Source organism: Flavobacterium tibetense (assembly GCF_003293845.1).
Taxonomy (GTDB): Bacteria; Bacteroidota; Bacteroidia; order Flavobacteriales; family Flavobacteriaceae; genus Flavobacterium; species Flavobacterium tibetense.
The window spans coordinates 23815-43156 of sequence record NZ_QLST01000019.1; the positions used below are offsets into that span (position 1 = coordinate 23815).

Sequence of the window (19342 nt, forward strand, 5' to 3'; positions counted from 1 at the left end):
TATTTGGTAAAAGAAAACTAGGAATCTTCTAAACAACCAAACTAAAAGGCTTACGCCTGTGCATGATACTTGCGTGGGCGTAGTCATTTGGTTGTTGGGTCTCCTAGTACCTCTTTTACTGATGGCTAATGTCTCACGCATTTTTTTAGCACTTATGAAAGAAAAAGCAACAACAAAAAGCGGCAGATCTGCTTTTCAAAAAATCCTAAATTACTTACTGTTTCAAGACTTTACTACTCCAGACTTTATTTCTGGGTATGCTAGTCTGTCAGAAAGTTTTATTGAGAATAACAAAACTGCAAAATCAACAGAAGAAGTTCTGAATTCAAAATTAATCGACATATTTAAAATTCAGTTACTTAATCTGAACTATGAGGATAGAGGCGAAATCATTGATACCCTATTAGATGATAAAAATAGTTATGATGTTTTATTGTTTTTATTTACAATGGAAATAGAAAAACATTTCAAAAATAAACCTGATAATATTCAAGCTAAATTCTTAAAAATGTTGCTCTATTATCAGTCAGACAACCAATTAAATACGCTGATTCTTATCTATTTCAGATTATATTTCGTTGATTTATTCGAATCAAAATTTTCAAAAAGTTTTCAAATTTCGGAAAAGGAATATGAATCAATTTTGAAAATTTATACAACAAAAAAAATTCAGTTTGAATAAATTTATTTTAAAGAAATTAATTCCAAAAAATCACTTTCACTCATATCGAAAACAATTTTATTTTTTGAACCAAATGTTGATTTTTCAATTGAATATAATTTACCAAACTTTAAAAATTTATTCTGAATTCGAGCGTTTTCAAGTGTGATTTGGTCATATTTTTTATTTAATTCCATGTAGCTCTTACGGTGCTCTGTTAATTTATTTTCATATTTTTCAGTAAGTTGTTTTGTAATTTTTTCTTCAATTTCTTTTTGGATTTCAGAGTTGTTTTCTGAAGGTTTTCTATACGCTTCTGATAGCAATATTCTCTTTCTAATATCTCTTAAATCTGAAGTTATTTCAGTCGATAGAATACGGTATATTGGGTCAATTTTTATTTTTTCAATGTTACGAACAATTGCAATAACTCGATTATTATCTGAATTAAATTCAATCATTTTTTCTTCTAATTTTTTTAAAAGTCCACCAAAACTTTGTTTTGGATTTACTGGATTTGTTTCAAAAAAATACATCATATCTTCAATTAAATGAATATTGGTTTTGTAACCAAATCTATTTTGCAATGTTACCCATCTGTCTGCTAAAGTTCCTGATAAACGGATGTCTTTATTTTGTGTCAATTTTTTCATTTCCGTAGTATTAAATATTTGATTATAAACTAATTAAACTTTATTTACGTATTATTTCCGTAAAATCTAAAAAACTAATGTCGTATTTACTGATAGAATGGAGTGTTAACTCCGTTCCCTCTTGCGTGTCTTAAACCACCCTCATAAAATCGTATTTATAAGCCATTCATTTAAGTCTTTGAAATCTTTAAAAAATGTTCTGCAATCTTTTGCATTTTTAAATTTTTCTTGAGTTGATTTTGTATGAGAATTTCCTGCTGCATCATTATCAAAATACAACTCAATTTCTTCATAGTTTGATAAAATTTCATCGCATCGATTTATCAATGCTATTGAATTAAGAATTAAAAAATCGGAATCAGATTTGTATGTGTTTGTGAATGATAAAAAATCCAAAAAACCTTCAAAAATTCTTAATTTGTTTTTATAACCTTTTACAACTAAACTGATGTCTTTTTTAACGATACAAACTTTTGCATATTTGGAACGAATTTCAAATCCATTGCTTTGATTTTGAAATCCAATTCCGAAATATTTTATCCCATTTACTTCGTAATGAACCTCTTTTAAAAATGGTTCATTATCATAGAAATAAATTTTTCTATTTTCTAAATATTGCTTCAATGCAAAATGCTGTATATCAATCACTTTATTGATTTTAATTTTACTTTCAGTTTCAGTAAAATTGAATTCTATACTTTCTTGCTTTTGAAAAGAAAAAATAGATTCATCTGAATAGTTTTCTAAGAACTTTAAAACTTCTGGAATCGAATAATTGAATTTAATTGAAATAAAATCTATAACGTTACCGCCTTTTTGAAGTCCGTGGTCATACCATCGATTAATTTTAGTATTCACTTTAAATGAAGGTGTTTTTTCTTCGTGTAGAGGACTGGAATACCAAATGTCAAAACCTATTTTTTTTGATGGTGTATAATTCATTTTTTGAAGTACTAATTCAATTGAAATATTTCGAGCTTTTTCCAAAGTGATTTTTTCTTTTTTCATCAGGAAATTTTTTTTTTTTCGTTTAACTTGTAAAATTAATTATAGGTTAACCTATTGTACAAGGTTGTTAAGTGCTTATTTTATTGGGGTTAACAAAGGTAAATCACACAAAATGACTAACTTTTTTTAATCAATTCACACAAAATGACTAAGTAAATCACACAAAATGACTAAGTTCATTAATCACTCACACTTATTTAAAGTTTTGTGTGATTTTGTAATTTCCAGTTCAGGCAAAATCACATTTATTAATAAATTGTAAATATCTTCTTTAGTTTTACTTCCATCGGAATGGTTATCGTCTAGTTTAAGAAATCGATAATACGCTTTCTCTAAATTATTCTGCTTGACTAAAATTTCCGTGTAATCCAATGCTTTAGAGTCTAAATAATCTGGAAAATAACGTTTCAAAAAGAAATAAACGAATCTATAATGCTCCTCTTTAACACCAGAAAAGCCACTTTTGTTTTTATAATTACCATGAATTTTTATTGAAATTCTGTCGTATTTTTTATTGGATTTTGTCAATGTGTAAGTGAAAAATAAATCTGCTTTTTCTTTTAACTCAATGATAGAATCATCAAGCACTCTTTGTCTAAAATGCGCTAATTGTTTGTATTTATTTTCAATAGACAAATACACTTTTAAATCATCAATAGAACAATTATAACCACCTTTATCTAACCAACGACAACAAAGCTCATATAAGGCTTTAGAATAGATTGAGCTTAATCCTATTGCGATTGTCTTCTGAATTGGCGTAAAACCGCCTCCTAAATAGCAAAAAAACCTACATGCTTGTGAAGGAACGATGAATGATATGTACTTTGAATTTCTAACATACTTTATTCCACTAATTAAAGAAGTAATATTCTCTTGGATTTGTTGTGATTTTCCATTAACTCCTGGAATGTTAATATGATATTCTATTTGTTTTGAAGCTAATGATTTAATTGAATCTTTTACTCTTTGATAATTATTATGCTTTTCTATTTTCTTTAATTCAATTACAATTTCTTGCTCCGAATATTCCACATTAACATCTAAACTTTGCGATTTTGTAAGCTCATCAATAATGAAATAAATGATATTATATTCAATAGTTGACAATGTAAATCGAGCCGTCGAAATATGATTGGGTTTTCTTATGTAAATAGTGTTTTTCAAAGTCTAAATTTTTAGCTTGGTACAATTTTCCTCAACTATTGTAAACAAAAAAGACAAGTACAGAACCTTAGTTCCATACTTATCTTTTGTATTTAATTGACTTTACTTTGTTATTAGAATCAAAAATTTGGTCGTGTTTGATTCTTTTTCTATTACCTACATAAAAGGCTTCAATATTACCTTTTTTAATATTATTAGTTACCGTTTGATGATTACATCCAAGTATTTTTGCAGCTTCTTGAACGGTATAGATTTTTAAAGAATAATCTTCTTTAGGTGCGGTAAGAATCTGTTTTACCATACCCTTCAATTCATTTAACTCTGAATGAATTGCTTCAAATGGATTTGTGTGAGTCATAACATTGCGTTTTAAAAAGTTTACCGCAATGTTATTAATTCCAATACTTTAGAATAGTTTAGAAGACTTTTCTAAAGTAAATTAAAGTAAAATATTATCATTATTTATAATTTTCACTCACTTATAGCTATAAAATGAGATTTAATTCTCTCATATAATTCATAAGATTTTTTTTGAACTCTAGTAAACTCGCCATTTTTATGAAAAATTTCAAACTCAGTTTTTCTAATTTGATTTACATACTGAGCTTTGATATCATTATTAAAAATTAAATTAAAATTTTCAACTAACCAAGTGTCTTTTTTTAGTGGATATTCGTTTTCATTTACAAAAAGCAATAAAATCACAAAGTCTTTTTTTGTTGTAATTTTTAAATCTTCAACAATTTTAATTAATTTATTTTTCAATTTTTCATCGAATTTATCTTCTTCTTTTTTCTTGTCAAAATTGTTTGAAGTCTTTTCAAAATTTTGAACAAGACTACTTTCTGTAAAATATTGATTCGAAAAAACATCATCAACAACCTCATATTCTATAAAAAATGATTTGTCACTTTTATCATTATGACTTGTTCTATAAATATTTGAATTCTTAATTTCTTGATTTAATTTTATACCATAAAATTCCAAATTATGAATTTTAAATAGCCCTTGTAAGTAAAAAAGCAAACAGATAACTGATAAAACAAGAATAATAAATGTTCTATAATTAGAAATGTTACTATCCAATTTATAAAAATACCAAACAATACTACTAATTATAATTACAATTAATAAAACAGAATATAATCTTCCTCTATGATTTTCCATTACACAACTTTCATTTTAAGTTCAACATTAAATACTTCATCCATTGCTTCCTTTTTTTGCTCACTATCAACTTGATAATATTGATTTAGGGTTTTTAGGTCGTTATGCCCTGTTATAGAGGCAATTAACTTATCTGACTTACCTTGACGCTTCATCATCGTAATAAAGGTTCTCCTTGCGGTATGAGTTGAAATCCTATCATAAAAAAACAAGTCTTCCTTAATATTTTCTTTACCCTTAGTTGTAACTTTCTGAATTTTATGAGTGTATTCGAGTTCTTCAAAAACATCTTTTATGTATTTGTTTTGCTTTTGATTTGCAATTAGAGGTAATTTATAATCGTATTTTGAAAGTAGGAACTTAGAAATAGTAGTTAAAGGTATATTTCTTGCAACTTTATTTGTGTCTTTATCTTCTTTTAGCAATATTTCGGAATCAGTTACATTGCTTTTTGTAATTAAGGATAATTCACCAAAACGCATTCCTGTAACACAGGCAAAGACAAAAACATCTCTAACTCTCTCAAGTTTTTTGCTTTCAAATTCATGATTTAAAAGCTTTTCAATATCTTCAATTGTCAATGCAACCTGGTTAGTAATAACACGCTCTACTTTTTTAAATTCGGTGAAAGTATCGTTAAAAGTATATTTGTTTTTTTTAGCCCAAAACATAAATGTTTTAAATAACCCTAGATTTCTAGCATAAGTATTATTAATATGCTTTAAATCATCCATGCAATAAGTTGTAAATTCACGATGAAATGCATGATCGATTTTACTAAAAGTCAATTTATACTTTTTTGCTACTTCAAAGTTTTCAAGTATATTTCTAATATTCTGATATCTTTTGATAGTAGAAGCTGACCATTCTTTCCCTTTTATCTTTTCAGCAGTAAAAACATCATAAGCATCAAAGAAAATGTTTTTAACATTCTTAGTCTTTTTAAAAGCTTCATCAAATGTCTTTTTAAGTAATATTGAATTAAAAGGCTCATTGATTCTTTTATAAAGACTTGAAGTTTCAAGATATAAATCTGAATATCGGTTTAATTGCATCTTAATACTTTCAAATCCCTTTGCTTTATTTTTTCCTGCTGCAAATGGAAATTTATTTTGGAAGTCAAAATTAATTGGATGTATTTTTTCTCCTGTTGAATAGACAAATTTTTTATTCTCATCTTTAAATGAACAGGTAAAAAGAATTAGTGTTTCTTTATTAGAATTGGGTTCTTTTAATTTAAAAGTATATTTCATACAGTTGCCGTTTTAGTTGCCGTTTTTTTTATATTTACATATAAAAAAATGATATATACAAATATAAATAAACCTGTAATGTATTGATAAATATAGCATTTAAGTTATTAACAATATATCAATATATATATTGTTCGATTCTCTCCGACTCCACTAAAACAAATTCAAAAGAGTACAAAAGCCTGCAAATCGTATGATTTACAGGCTTTTAAATTTTAAATAACTATAATTTTATTTTACATCAAAGCGATCTAAGTTCATAACTTTCGTCCAAGCAGCTACAAAGTCATTTACAAATTTTTGTTTGTTGTCTTCTTGAGCATAAACCTCAGCAATAGCTCTTAATTCTGAATTAGAACCAAAAATTAAATCGGCACGAGTTGCTGTCCATTTTAATTCATTAGTCTTCATGTTTCTACCTTCAAAAAGTTCTTGATCATCAGAAGTTGCTTTCCAAGTTGTTCCCATTGCTAATAAATTCACAAAGAAATCATTCGTCAATTGGTCTTTTTTATTTGAAAAAATTCCATGTTTTGAACCGTTGTAGTTTGTATTTAAAGCTCTCATTCCACCAACTAAAACTGTCATTTCTGGAGCTGTCAATGTTAATAATTGCGCTTTGTCAACTAGTAATTCTTCGGTTGCTAACGTATATTTTGTTTTCAGGTAGTTTCGGAATCCATCCGCTTGTGGCTCTAACACTGCAAATGAATTTGCATCCGTTTGTTCTTGAGAAGCATCCATTCTACCAGGTGTAAAGGGAACTTGCACATTGTAACCCGCATTTTTAGCTGCTTGTTCTATTCCAGTATTTCCTGCTAATACAATTAAATCAGCTATAGAAACTTTTTTGTCTTTAGATTTTGCATTAAAATCTGCTTGAATTTTTTCTAAAATTGGTAAAACACGATTCAATTGCATTGGATTATTAACTTCCCAACTTCTTTGCGGCTCTAATCGAATTCTCGCTCCATTAGCTCCACCTCTTCTATCCGAACCTCTGTAAGTAGAAGCTGAAGCCCAAGCTACCGTTACCATATCTTGAATGGATAAACCTGAAACTAAAATTTGATTTTTTAGTGCTTTGATATCTTTATCATTTACCAATTTATGATTTACAGCAGGAATTGGATCTTGCCAGATTAAATCTTCTTTTGGAGCTTCTGGTCCTAAATATGTAGCTTTTGGTCCCATATCTCGATGAGTTAACTTAAACCAAGCACGAGCAAATGCCTCATTAAAAGCGTTTTCATCTGCTAAAAAACGTCTTGATATTTTCTCATATATCGGATCATATCGCAAGGATAAATCTGTAGTTAACATATAAGGTTTGTGCATTTTGTTTTTGTCAAATGCATCTGGAATAATTTTGTCATCTGTTTTTGCAATCCATTGTTTTGCACCAGCCGGACTTGTAGTTAATTCCCAATCGTATTTAAACAAGAACGTCAAATAATCATGACTCCATTTTGCAGGAGTTGATGTCCAAGTTACCTCTAAACCTGAAGTAATTGCATCAGTACCTTTTCCTGATTTGTAACTGCTTTTCCACCCAAAACCTTGTTCTTCAATTGGAGCTGCTTCTGGCTCAGGACCTACATGCTTTGCGTCTCCAGCACCGTGAGTTTTTCCTAACGTATGTCCACCAGCAATTAAGGCTACTGTTTCTTCATCGTTCATTCCCATTCTTCCAAAAGTTTCACGAATGTCTTTTGCCGCAAGTACTGGGTCTGGATTTCCGTTTGGTCCTTCTGGGTTCACATAAATCAATCCCATTTGAACAGCAGCTAATGGATTCTCTAATTTTCTTCCTTCAGAATAACGTTTATCGTCTAACCATTTTGATTCTGGTCCCCAATAGACATGTGATTCTGGTTCCCAAACATCTTCTCTACCTCCAGCAAAGCCAAATGTTTTAAAACCCATTGATTCTAAGGCTACATTTCCGGTTAAAATCATCAAATCTGCCCAAGAAATCTTATTACCATATTTTTGTTTAATAGGCCATAACAAGCGACGTGCCTTGTCTAAGTTCCCATTATCAGGCCAACTGTTTTGTGGTGCAAAACGTTGTTGACCAGCACGCGTTCCACCTCTACCATCTCCTGTTCTATAAGTTCCTGCACTGTGCCATGCCATACGAATAAATAACCCTCCATAATGACCAAAATCAGCTGGCCACCATTCTTGAGATTGCGTCATTAATTCCGTTAAATCTTTCTTCAAAGCATTGTAATCTAATGATTGGAATTCTTTCGCATAATCAAACTTAGCTCCCATTGGATTACTTAATTCAGAATTCTGACGCAAAACGTCTAAATTTAACTGATTAGGCCACCATTCTTTGTTTTTGTCTTTGTTTTCACTTCCTTTTTGAGCTACTTCAACTTTAGGATTTGTAGTTGGTTTGGCATTAGTGTATTGTTCAATGGAACTTGTGTGGGGACCTCTTTGTGCTCCCATTTCGCCCACATTGTAAGTTTTACCAGTCACCGGACAAGTAACGGTTTCTTGTGCAAAAGCAACTGACGCAAGAAATAAACTTGAAAGTAATACTGTTCTTTTCATTTGTTTGATTTTAAATTTTATAATTCAAAATTCAACAATATTGAGTAAAAAAAACGGTATTTTAGAATGATAAATTTTATACTACTATAGATTTTAAATATAATTAATTAAAATAGCTATAAACAAAAACTTTTGATTGATAATCATAAATTTTTATAGACAAAAATTAAATTGTCTAAGTTTTTCAATTAATAGTTCTTAAAAAAAGAGTGGCAAATACCACTCGAAAACTATTTCTTTTTGGTCTTAACCTTACAAGTATTAATACCTAAAAGCGTGTAAGCTGGACAAAACTGAAAGGATGATGTTAGTACCATTGACAACCCAATAGCTAAAACAACCCATTTTGTAGTACCATCAAATGCTCCAGATAAACCTAAAATAAGTGCAATAACACCTAGTATGACGCGAAGAAAACGATCTCCATTACCTACATTTTTTTTCATAATTTTATAGTTTATTGATTAGCTCTCCACTGGTTTCCCATCAGCTATCCATTGCGTTATTCCTCCATCCAAATCGATTATAGTTGTAAAACCCATCGCTTTTAATTTAGCTGCCGCATTAGCACTACGAACACCGGATTTACAATACACCAATACAGGTTTGTTTTTATCAAGGGATGTAACTTTTTGTTCAAAATCTTCTCCTAAAATATTTGCATTTAAAGCATTCGCTATATGTTTTTCACTAAACTCTTCTGGAGTTCTGGCATCTACTAGTTGAATGCCTTCTTCTGCCATTTTTTGTTCAAAAACCGATGCATTAACCACTAAAACTCCTTCCGTTTTTTGTTTTAAACATGATGAAGCAAGCAATGTTAAGAAACTCAATAAAAATACTTTCATACTATTTTTTTTCTAAAATTATAAAATTATTTGGAATGTTGACGAATTATTGTCACTAAATCTTGAGCACTCAAAACTCCAGATTGTCTCCAAAGCATTTTTCCTTCGTTAAACAAGAGCATAGTTGGGACACCACGCACCATAAATTCAGCAGCTAAATCTTGGTGTTGGTCAACATTGATTTTAATAATGCGTACTTCATCTTTCAATATAGCTTTCACTTCTTGTAAAATTGGAGCTAACATCTTACAAGGGCCACACCAATCGGCATAAAAATCAACTAAGGTTAATTGTCTCTCGTTTATAAGGGTATTAAATTTCGTATTCATAATTATGATTTTAATTACACAAAATTACAGCATTCAAATGTTCGCATCTGTAATATTTGTTACAAAACTGCCAATATGACAATTGTCATTTTTTATTGTTTCAAATCGATATACATTTGACAAAATTTATTACTATGCAACCTTCATTAGTACAAAAATATAACGTCCCTGGCCCAAGATATACCAGTTATCCTACGGTTCCATATTGGGAAGAAGAACTATTTACGGCTAAAGATTGGCAAAACTCCTTTTTAAAAACGTTTCAAGAAACCAACGCTTCAGAAGGTATTAGTTTATACATTCATTTACCTTTTTGTGAAAGTTTGTGTACGTTTTGTGGTTGCCATAAAAGAATTACCAAACGTCATGAAGTTGAAAATCCATATATCAAAGCCGTTTTAAAAGAATGGGATTTATACTGCCAATTGTTCCCTGAAAAACCACTAATAAAAGAAATTCATTTGGGTGGCGGAACTCCCACGTTTTTTTCTCCTGAAAATCTAACTACTCTGATTCAAGGAATTTTAGCAAAAAGTAACGTTGCTCCAAGTCATGAATTTAGCTTTGAAGGGCATCCTAATAATACAACCAAAGAACATTTACAAACCTTATATGATTTGGGTTTCCGAAGAGTAAGTTTTGGTGTTCAAGATTATTCCGAAAAAGTACAAAAGGCAATCAATCGCATGCAACCTTTCCATAATGTAGCTAAAGTGACATTTTGGGCGAAAGAAATTGGCTATACTTCTATTAGTCATGATTTGGTTTTTGGTTTACCCTTTCAAACACTTGATGATGTTTTGGATACTATCGATAAAACGAATTCCTTACATCCCGATCGCTTGGCTTTTTATAGCTACGCTCATGTGCCATGGATTAAAGGAAACGGACAACGCGGTTTCAATGACGAAGATGTTCCTAAAGATGATGTAAAACGTCAATTATACGAACAAGGAAAATTAAAATTAGCGGCTAATGGATTTCATGAAATTGGAATGGATCATTTTGCTCTAACCAACGATTCCATGTACCAATCGTTCCAAAAAGGAGAACTGCATCGCAATTTCATGGGATACACCACTACTAATACCCAATTAATGATTGGTTTAGGCGTTTCTTCCATAAGTGATAGTTGGACCGCTTTTGCACAAAACGAAAAAGTATTGGAAGACTATTACGACCGATTAGACAAAAACGAAATTCCAATTTATCGTGGTCATTTGTTGAATGAAGAAGATTTGATCATTCGTCGTCATATTTTAAATATTATGTGCCAATTTGAAACTTCTTGGGAAAAACCCGAAATGCAATTTCCAGAAATTGATGAAGTAGTAAGTGCATTAAAAGAAATGGAAAATGATGGTTTATTGGCAATTTCAGCAAACAAAATTACAGTAACAGAAAAAGGAAAACCCTTTATAAGAAATATTTGTATGGCTTTTGATTTACGCCTAAAGAGAAAAGCACCACAAACGCAATTGTTTTCAATGACCATTTAATACCAGTAAATCATTTTATAAAAATTCAAATGCCGTAACCGAAATGGTGAAAACTTTCTATTTCGTTTAAAAAGAGTACCTTTGTGGCAAATTACCCGCTATGAAGACATTTGAAGATTTTGATTTACCTAAATCCTTACAAAAAGCCGTTGAAGAACTAGGCTTTACAAACCCAACTCCTATTCAAGAAAAAGCTTTTCCTGTAATTTTATCAGGAAGAGATATGATGGGAATTGCCCAAACAGGAACGGGTAAAACATTTGCTTATTTGTTACCTGTTTTAAAGCAATGGAAATTTCAAAAAACAGATAGTCCAAGAGTACTAATTTTAGTTCCAACAAGAGAATTAGTAGTTCAAGTGGTAGAAGAAGTTCAAAAACTAACCACGTACATGTCGGTACGAACTTTAGGCATTTATGGTGGAGTTAATATCAACACACAAAGAAAAGACTTAGCCTTAGGAGTAGATGTTTTGGTAGGAACACCAGGAAGAGTAATGGATTTATCATTAGACGGGGTATTGCGATTTGATGTGCTTCAGAAATTAGTCATTGATGAATTTGATGAAATCTTAAATTTAGGATTCCGAGTGCAGTTGACCTCTATTTTATCCATGATTCGTAGCAAACGACAAAATATTTTGTTTTCTGCAACCATGACAGAAGATGTTGATGCTTTGCTAGATGAGTTTTTCGAATTCCCTGAAGAAGTTTCTTTGGCTCCAAGCGGAACTCCATTAGAAAAAATCAAACAAGAAGTATATCATATTCCCAATTTCTTAACGAAAATCAATTTGTTAAAACATCTTTTAGAGACGGATGCAACTACAGAACGCGTTTTATTATTCGTAAATAACAAACGAATTGTGGAAGTGGCTTTTGATGCTTTGGAAGAAGCTTTCCCTGGGCAATTTGGTGTAATTCATTCCAATAAAACTCAAAATTATCGTTTACAAACCATGGCAAGTTTCCAAAATGGCGACTTACGAGGTTTGATTACAACCGATGTAATGGCGCGTGGTTTAGATATTTCTGATATTACACACGTTTTCAATTTACAATTTCCTGAAGTTCCCGAACAATACATTCACCGAATAGGAAGAACTGGTAGAGCCGATAAAGAAGGTATTGCCATTAGTTTTGTTGCTCCTTATGAAGAAGAAAAACAACTAGCAGTTGAAGAACTGATGAACCAAGAAATTGAATTCGTACCGTTTCCTGAGCAAGTGACTGTTGAAGAAAAGAAATTGGAATTTGAAAAAGATAAAAAGAGGTTCAAAACCATTGGTAAAAAAATTAATGTAGAGGAAAAAGGCGCTGCTTTTCACGAGAAAAAAGATAAAAACAAAAAAGTTAACTTGGGCGGACCAGGAAAAACAAAACCAAGAAAAACCGCACCAAGAAATCGTGGTGTAGAAGCAAAACGAGACGCTAAAAAGAAAAATCGTTAAACAATTATGATTTCTGATTTTGTAAGAGATACTACCTTGAACAACCAAGTTTTTGAGGAAAATGCCATAAAATACAAACAATTTGATACTTGTGTTTTTATCAATTGCGATTTTTCGAAATGTAATTTTCAGAGTGTTTTCTTTTTAGATTGTACTTTTATTGGTTGCAATTTTAGAGAAGCAAAAATTAATTACGTTTCCTTACGCGATGTAGAATTCAAACAATGCGATTTTACAAGTGTGAACTTTGCCATGACCGATCAGGTTATTTATTCCTTTCATTTTACCGATTGTACTTTAGATTACACCCAATTTTACAAACTCAAGTTAAAACAAATTCGTTTCATTGGTTGTAGTATGGTTGCAGCCGATTTCATGGAAACCGATTTAACCGAATCTATTTTTGATCATTGCGATTTACGCAGAGCTGTTTTTTCCAAAACCATAGCGAATAAAGCCGATTTTAGTACCAGTTTCAACTTCACCATTGACCCAGAACAAAACAAATTGAAAAAAGCCAAATTCTCCTTAGAAGGTTTGAAAGGTTTGTTAGAAAAATACGATTTGATTATTAAATAATTGAAGCTATTTTTTAGAATTTGTTAAATTTTATTTTGCTGTTTTTTCTTCAACGAATTTTACTAAATTTGGACTAATTAAAAATAACTTTATGAAACCTAGAAACTATTCCAAAATATTTCGTGTTTTACATTGGTCTATTGCCATTACCTTTCTATTGTTATTGCTGACTATTTTCCTGAGAAAAACTTGGATGGAAAAAAATCATGTAGCCGAAATTATCCAAACCTATTTAACAGAAAACAATTACGAAACCTTACCACAAGATGAAGCAATTGTTTTGGCTAAAAAAATCAGAAAACCAATGTGGGTTTGGCACATCTATTTTGGATATGTTTTAGTAGGTTTGTATTGCATCCGTTTAGCACTACCCTTTTTTGGTGAAATGAAATTTACTTCTCCGTTTCAAAAAGATTTAGACACCAAAACTAAATTCCATTATTGGACGTATTTGATTTTCTATATTTTCACAGGAATTTCATTAATCACAGGATTAATCATTGAATGGGGACCAAAATCCTATAAAAAACCAATGGAATCGATTCACGAACTTTCTATTTACTATTTACTCGCTTTTATAGTGATTCATTTCAGCGGCGTTTTATGGGCTGAATTTAGTAACCAAAAAGGAATTATTTCCAATATTATTTCGGGAAACCAAAATAAATAGCTATCTTACTGCTTTGGCTAAAACAATTCCAATGCATACAAAAAACAACTGGCACAGTTTAGATTTAGATGAAATTTTCACTTCTTTTCAAAGTACTCCAAAAGGTCTTAGTGATAATGAGGTAATTGAAAAAAGAACAAAATTTGGCTCCAACGTTTTGCCAACTAACAAACGTACAACTGTTTTTCAAATTTTTATACGTCAGTTTCTTAATCCGCTAATTTTTGTTTTAGTTGCTGCGGCATTTGCTGCAATTGCGATTGGAGAAAGTGGTGATTCGCTCTTCATTTTTATTGTAATTTTTTTCAATGCATTCATTGGTACGTATCAAGAATTCAAAGCCGAAGAAAGTGCATTTAGTTTGCAACAATTAATAAAAATTAATGCCCGAATAAAACGAAATAACTCTTTAGTTAATCTTCCAGCTGAAGAAATTGTCCCTGGAGATATTGTTTATTTAGAATCAGGAATGAAAGTCCCAGCTGATATGCGCTTTCTAGAAGTAAACAATTTAGAAATTGATGAAAGTTTTTTAACAGGTGAATCTATTCCTTCTTTAAAATTTGTTGGCACTACCAAAGAAAACACCCTAGTTGCCGAAAGAAAAAACATGGGTTTTGCTGGCGCAACCGTTTTAAAAGGTAGAGGAATTGGTATTGTCGTTGCCACAGGAACAGTAACTCAAGTAGGGCAAATTTCAAAAAGCGTTACCGAATCAGAATCTGCTAAACCTCCATTGGTACAAAGAATGGAGCGTTTTATGAAGCAAATAACCATCATAATTGCTGTAATTAGTGTTATTCTAGCCATCATCATGCGTTTGCAAGGTGCTGATTTCACTGCTATTTTCTTTTTCATTGTAGCACTAGCCGTTTCTGCAATTCCTGAAGGATTACCTATTGCGTTGACCGTGGCTTTATCTATTGCTACTAAACGAATGGCAAAACGAAATGTATTGGTAAGAAAACTAACTTCGGTGGAAAGTTTAGGCAGTTGCACCTTAATTGCTAGTGATAAAACAGGAACCCTAACCGTAAACGAACAAACTGCAAAAGTCATTACCTTACCCAATGGCAACCAATTTTCAATTACTGGAGAAGGTTATAATGGCATTGGAACAATAAATGACGCTGCAAACAATCCTATTACTTTTTCAACGGAACATCCATTAGCGAATCTGATTAAAACGGCTTTAATTGCCAATGAAGCTACCTTAACATTGGACAATGAAAAATGGAACTATTCTGGAGATTCTATGGATATTGCGCTATTAGGATTAGGATACAAATTTGGAATCCAACAAAACGAAATTTTAAACGAAGTAACATTGCTTCAAACCATTGCGTACGAATCAGAGAAAAAATTTGCTGGTGCAATAACCCAAAATACAGAAGGAAAACAGTTGTTTGTTAAAGGAGCAGTTGAAACTATTCTTGGATTTTGCAATCGAATGCAAATTGATGACACAACTGTTCCACTAGATATAGAAAAAATCACCACCGATGCAGAAGCATTAGCCAAAAAAGGCTACCGCGTACTAGCATTTGCCTATGAAAATGTAAGTGCTGATTTTGATGAAACTAATGAAAAGGAATATTCGTCTCTTGTATTTTTAGGTCTAATCAGTTTTATTGATCCATTACGTCCTGAAGCAATTGCCTCTATAGCGGAGTGTCATGATGCAGGAATAAAAGTAATTATGATTACTGGCGATCATCCTGAAACTGCTTTAACCATTGCAAAAGAGTTGGGCATTGCCAATCAGAATACCAAAGTAGTTACAGGTCAAATGCTAACCAAGCACAAAGAAAATAAAGAAATTTGGCAAGACTTAATTCTGTCTTCAACCGTGTTTGCTAGAGTTTCACCCCAACAAAAACTGGAAATTGTTGAAGTTTTAATTGAAAAAGGAGAATTTGTTGCTGTAACCGGTGATGGTGTAAACGATGCGCCCGCACTTAAAAAAGCAAATATTGGAGTTGCCATGGGTTCAGGAACTGATGTAGCAAAAGAAGTTGGTGCTATGATTGTAGTTGATAATAATTTTGCTTCAATAGTAGCAGGAATTGAAGAAGGAAGGTTTGCGTATGACAACGTGCGAAAAGTGATTTATTTGTTGATTTCTACTGGAACTGCGGAAATATTCATTTTTTTAGTTGCTTTGTTATTAGGATTGCCTTTACCATTGTTAGCGGTGCAATTATTATGGTTGAATTTAGTGACCAATGGCATACAAGATGTTTCTTTAGCATTTGAAAAAGGAGAAAAGGGAGCGATGAAGCATCCGCCAAGAAACCCAAAAGAATCTATTTTTGATCGCTTAATGATAGAGCAAAATATGATTTCTGGTTTAACTATGGGAATACTAGCTGCCGGACTTTGGTATTATTTATTAGAATATACTACAATTGAAGAAGCTTCTGCACGAAATTTAGTCTTACTTTTAATGGTTTTCTTGCAAAATTTCCATGTGTTCAATTGCCGTTCAGAGCGAGTTTCTACTTTTAAAGTGTCATTAAAAAACAACATCATTCTTGTTTTTGGTGTGCTTTTAGCACAAGGAATTCATATTTTAAGTATGCAAATTCCATTTATGCAACAAATTCTTGGTGTAGAAAAAATTAGTTTTGACCATTGGGTTTTAGTTGCTCTTTTAGCTATACCAATAGTTTTAGTAATGGAAATTTATAAAATGATAAAAAATGCAAGAATTTGATTCCAAACAATACAAAATTTATTCTTGGAAAAACTGGATGGTGCTGCATTACATCATCAATCCAGGAATTGCGTTTAATGAAATTTTCTTGGGAATGCGCGTTCCAAAAGTTTCATTGGTAGACAAAACACAAAAAGACAAACCCTTTATTGAGCGTTCCTATGTTCCTTGTCCGCATTGCAATACCTTGCACGATGCTCGGCTTTGGTCTGCCAATTACAAAACACACATGAAAAACTGGTTTGGCTTGTATTGTGTGAGTTGTGGTGAAATTATTCCGTGTTTGATGAATGCTACTACTTTTTTATTAAAATGGCTTACTTTTCCTGTTTGGTATTGGTTTAGAGACAATTGGAAAGCCAAATGGTTAGCGGCACAACCCAAACGCTTTGAAAACATTGATTTAGCAACTTTTGAAAATCCTTTTGGAAAAAACATGTGGTTGAAACAAGGGTTGAGTTTTGGTTTTTTTATGTTTGTTTTCATGAATCTAATTTCTCCTTTGATTGATGAAACGCCTTTTAATTGGAAGAAAGTTTTAATTAGCATTCCAGTTTGGTTAGTAGCTGGATTGTTGTTTGGTTACTTCATGAAAGCATTTTTAGGTCAAAAGATAAAAAATAGTTAATTCTTACAGTTACACTTGTTAATTTGAGTGAAAATTCGTAACTTTAAGTATTATTAATTTAATACCCAATTAGATATGTTAATACAAATCAACACCGACAAAAACATTGAAGGTCACAGCCGAATGAATGAATTCTTTTCAGAAGAAATTAAAAAAGAACTAGCTCGTTTTGATGATAAAATAACCCGAATAGAAGTGCATTTAGGCGACGAAAATGGCGATAAATTTGGAAAAAATGATAAAAAGTGCATGATTGAAGCAAGAATGGAAAAGAAAAATCCAATTGCAGTAACAGCACATTCCGATACACCTGAAAAAGCCTTTTACGAAGCCGTTGAAAAAATAAAGCGTTCCTTAAGCACTACTTTAGAGAAAATGCGCGAACATTAATACTAGAAATCCCGATGAGAATCGGGATTTTTTTGTAAGAGGTTTTTTGTATATTTGGAAAAATAAACGAATTAAAAAATTGCAAAACTTTCGCCTATCTTGCCTTTATGGCATGAAACTAGTTCGAAAGTTTCGCATATAAACAAGTTAGCGGTCAGGCTAAAAGACGACACAACAGACAGACAACGAAACGAGATAATAAATGAAGGAACTAATAATATTGACAGTAATTTCAGGACTTGCGTTTTTGGTTTTTCTCGTGACACTGATTTTGGGTTTTACGAAAAAGAACAAGAAACTAAAACTAACAGCTTTACTATTATTTTTTGCATTTATCGGTTTGACAGCTTGGACAGGTTTTAAGTTTGTAAGTAAGACCTATAACAAAGTATCAGAAACTTTAAGACCTAGAACAGGTGAAGAAATTTATGACGCATTATTTGACAAAAGACAATCGGACTGCATTAAGATTTTGAATTTCCAAGACCAAGTTGTTCCAAAAATTGACTATGCAATTTGGTTACACTTTGAAACTTGCCCTGACGAATTAAAGCGAATTTTATCGAGACACGAGTTTACAACAGAAAGACTATCGACAGCAAAATGGGACGGGAAAATTCCTTACGGTGAAACATTAGATTGGTTCAATCCAGCGACTTTAGGCGACACAATTATAGTTTATGAATATTCAACAAACGACAGTAAAAATATTCAAACAATTTGGACTAATTTAGACAGTTCAAAAGTTTTTGTAAGAGACATATTTGACTAAAATGAATTTCGAAAACAGACAAAATATTGACGCTGAAAAAGAAGCCCGAACCGCTAACAGCCGTAACTGTTGCACAACTACTATTTTTTAAAATAAAATCTCAAAAAACATAAAATTCCGACCTCGTTTAAACACTTTTAAGCGAGGTTTGTCTTTTTAGTTCCTGTACAAAATTCTAAAATTTTGGTTGCTTAAATTTGAAATTATAAAGTCTTGATAGACCGTTTTTATAAAAGCAAAGCACTTCCCTTGTTTTAAGGAAATAACTTGGGCTAAAACACTTGGTTTTTTGATGGTAAAACGCAAGTATTTCTTCAAGTTGTAGGTTAAACTTGCCATGAGTACATGTTTGTTTGCGTTTTTGATGCCTCGGGTGTTGACTCGTTTCATGTTCGTGAAGTTGACCAAGGTTCCAATCACAGGTTCGACTGTTTTACTTCGTATTCTCGACATCTTTTTGGCATATTTGGCATTTTGTGTGAGTTTTTGATGCATACGGTCGTAATGTTCTTTGTGGATGCTATCGTCTAGCTTTTTAAACTTAGTGCTTTTGCCACAACATTGTTCTCTGAGTGGGCAGTTTTTACAGTCACTCTCGCTGCTTCGGTACGTGCGTTTGGTGTAGCCTTTACTATCCGTTTTTTCGCCTTTGAAAAGGAGTTTGGCTTGGTTGCCTTCGGGTTTAGTGCATTGGTAATAATTTTCCTCTTTGTTGAAGGTAAAACCTTCGCGCTCGGGTTTGTATTGCCCGAAGTTAGGAATGTAGGCATCAATATTTTTTTTATGTAAATACGCCAACGCTTCGCCACTGCTGTAACCGCCATCGGCTAAAAGTTCTTCTAATTCAATGTCGTTTTCGTTTAGGTTTTCTTCGATAAGTTCCACAATTTTTTCTAAACATTGACTATCGCGCTTGTCTGCAAAATCAGAACACGCTCCAGTAATAACATGGTGTGCATCGTCTACTGCGATTTGTCCAAAATA

General features: G+C 31.7%; 20 protein-coding genes. 9 read left to right on the forward strand and 11 right to left on the reverse strand.

Annotation, left to right across the window (positions count from 1 at the left end):
* The first annotated feature begins 58 nt into the window (after positions 1-58).
* Positions 59-682 carry a hypothetical protein gene (locus tag DPN68_RS12090; RefSeq protein ID WP_133256604.1) on the forward strand — a complete coding sequence of 208 codons (624 nt, stop codon included), beginning with the start codon at positions 59-61 and terminating at the stop codon, positions 680-682.
* Between the two features lie 2 nt (positions 683-684).
* Here the strand turns inward: DPN68_RS12090 and DPN68_RS12095 are convergent, their stop codons facing one another.
* From DPN68_RS12095 to trxA, 10 genes are all read right to left on the reverse strand, one after another.
* Positions 685-1314, reverse strand: coding sequence for a BfmA/BtgA family mobilization protein (locus DPN68_RS12095; RefSeq protein WP_113989906.1), 630 nt, complete (start codon positions 1312-1314; stop codon positions 685-687).
* A 141-nt stretch (positions 1315-1455) separates the two neighbouring features.
* Positions 1456-2322 (reverse strand): toprim domain-containing protein, encoded by an 867-nt coding sequence (locus DPN68_RS12100; protein ID WP_162298420.1) that lies wholly within the window; start codon positions 2320-2322, stop codon positions 1456-1458.
* Positions 2323-2505: 183 nt separating this feature from the next.
* On the reverse strand, positions 2506-3489 hold the full coding sequence (locus tag DPN68_RS12105) for a replication initiation protein (RefSeq protein WP_113989907.1): 984 nt from the start codon (positions 3487-3489) through the stop codon (positions 2506-2508).
* Positions 3490-3568: 79 nt separating this feature from the next.
* A complete protein-coding gene (locus DPN68_RS12110) occupies positions 3569-3847 on the reverse strand; it encodes a helix-turn-helix domain-containing protein (protein ID WP_113989908.1) in 279 nt (92 codons plus the stop codon).
* Positions 3848-3960: 113 nt separating this feature from the next.
* On the reverse strand, positions 3961-4656 hold the full coding sequence (locus DPN68_RS12115; RefSeq protein WP_113989909.1) for a hypothetical protein: 696 nt from the start codon (positions 4654-4656) through the stop codon (positions 3961-3963).
* Positions 4656-5909: a tyrosine-type recombinase/integrase gene (locus tag DPN68_RS12120; protein ID WP_113989910.1), complete on the reverse strand. Its 1254-nt coding sequence runs from the start codon at positions 5907-5909 to the stop codon at positions 4656-4658. Before DPN68_RS12120 ends, DPN68_RS12115 begins: the two co-directional genes overlap by 1 nt.
* Before the next feature lie 231 nt (positions 5910-6140).
* Positions 6141-8477, reverse strand: a complete 2337-nt coding sequence (gene katG / locus DPN68_RS12125; RefSeq protein ID WP_204673663.1) for a catalase/peroxidase HPI — start codon at positions 8475-8477, stop codon at positions 6141-6143.
* Positions 8478-8707: 230 nt separating this feature from the next.
* On the reverse strand, positions 8708-8923 hold the full coding sequence (locus tag DPN68_RS12130; protein ID WP_113989911.1) for a YgaP family membrane protein: 216 nt from the start codon (positions 8921-8923) through the stop codon (positions 8708-8710).
* Positions 8924-8941: 18 nt separating this feature from the next.
* Complete coding sequence (locus tag DPN68_RS12135; RefSeq protein WP_113989912.1) at positions 8942-9325, reverse strand: rhodanese-like domain-containing protein; 384 nt, start codon at positions 9323-9325, stop codon at positions 8942-8944.
* 26 nt (positions 9326-9351) lie between these two features.
* The gene (trxA, locus tag DPN68_RS12140) at positions 9352-9654 is read right to left on the reverse strand and encodes a thioredoxin (protein WP_113989913.1); all 303 of its coding nucleotides are present in this window, start codon (positions 9652-9654) and stop codon (positions 9352-9354) included.
* Positions 9655-9788: 134 nt separating this feature from the next.
* On the opposite strand from trxA, the gene hemN reads away from it, so the two are divergent.
* The 8 genes from hemN to DPN68_RS12180 all read left to right on the forward strand — a co-directional run bounded on the left by hemN (position 9789) and on the right by DPN68_RS12180 (position 18358).
* Entirely contained in the window at positions 9789-11153 is a 1365-nt protein-coding gene (gene hemN / locus DPN68_RS12145) for an oxygen-independent coproporphyrinogen III oxidase (RefSeq protein WP_113989914.1), read from the forward strand.
* Between the two features lie 100 nt (positions 11154-11253).
* Positions 11254-12603 carry a DEAD/DEAH box helicase gene (locus tag DPN68_RS12150; RefSeq protein ID WP_113989915.1) on the forward strand — a complete coding sequence of 450 codons (1350 nt, stop codon included), beginning with the start codon at positions 11254-11256 and terminating at the stop codon, positions 12601-12603.
* 6 nt (positions 12604-12609) lie between these two features.
* A complete protein-coding gene (locus tag DPN68_RS12155) occupies positions 12610-13182 on the forward strand; it encodes a pentapeptide repeat-containing protein (protein ID WP_113989916.1) in 573 nt (190 codons plus the stop codon).
* Between the two features lie 91 nt (positions 13183-13273).
* A complete protein-coding gene (locus DPN68_RS12160) occupies positions 13274-13852 on the forward strand; it encodes a cytochrome b/b6 domain-containing protein (protein ID WP_113989917.1) in 579 nt (192 codons plus the stop codon).
* 31 nt (positions 13853-13883) lie between these two features.
* Positions 13884-16568, forward strand: a complete 2685-nt coding sequence (locus DPN68_RS12165; protein WP_113989918.1) for a cation-translocating P-type ATPase — start codon at positions 13884-13886, stop codon at positions 16566-16568.
* A complete protein-coding gene (locus DPN68_RS12170) occupies positions 16555-17196 on the forward strand; it encodes a hypothetical protein (protein WP_113989919.1) in 642 nt (213 codons plus the stop codon). The genes DPN68_RS12165 and DPN68_RS12170 overlap by 14 nt, the downstream gene beginning before the upstream one ends.
* Positions 17197-17271: 75 nt before the next feature.
* Positions 17272-17586, forward strand: coding sequence for an HPF/RaiA family ribosome-associated protein (locus DPN68_RS12175; protein WP_113989920.1), 315 nt, complete (start codon positions 17272-17274; stop codon positions 17584-17586).
* Between the two features lie 202 nt (positions 17587-17788).
* Complete coding sequence (locus tag DPN68_RS12180) at positions 17789-18358, forward strand: hypothetical protein (protein WP_133256605.1); 570 nt, start codon at positions 17789-17791, stop codon at positions 18356-18358.
* Positions 18359-18514: 156 nt separating this feature from the next.
* Here the strand turns inward: DPN68_RS12180 and DPN68_RS12185 are convergent.
* Positions 18515-19342, reverse strand: an 828-nt coding sequence (locus DPN68_RS12185) for a transposase (protein ID WP_239987041.1), incomplete at its 5' end; no start/stop codon positions are given.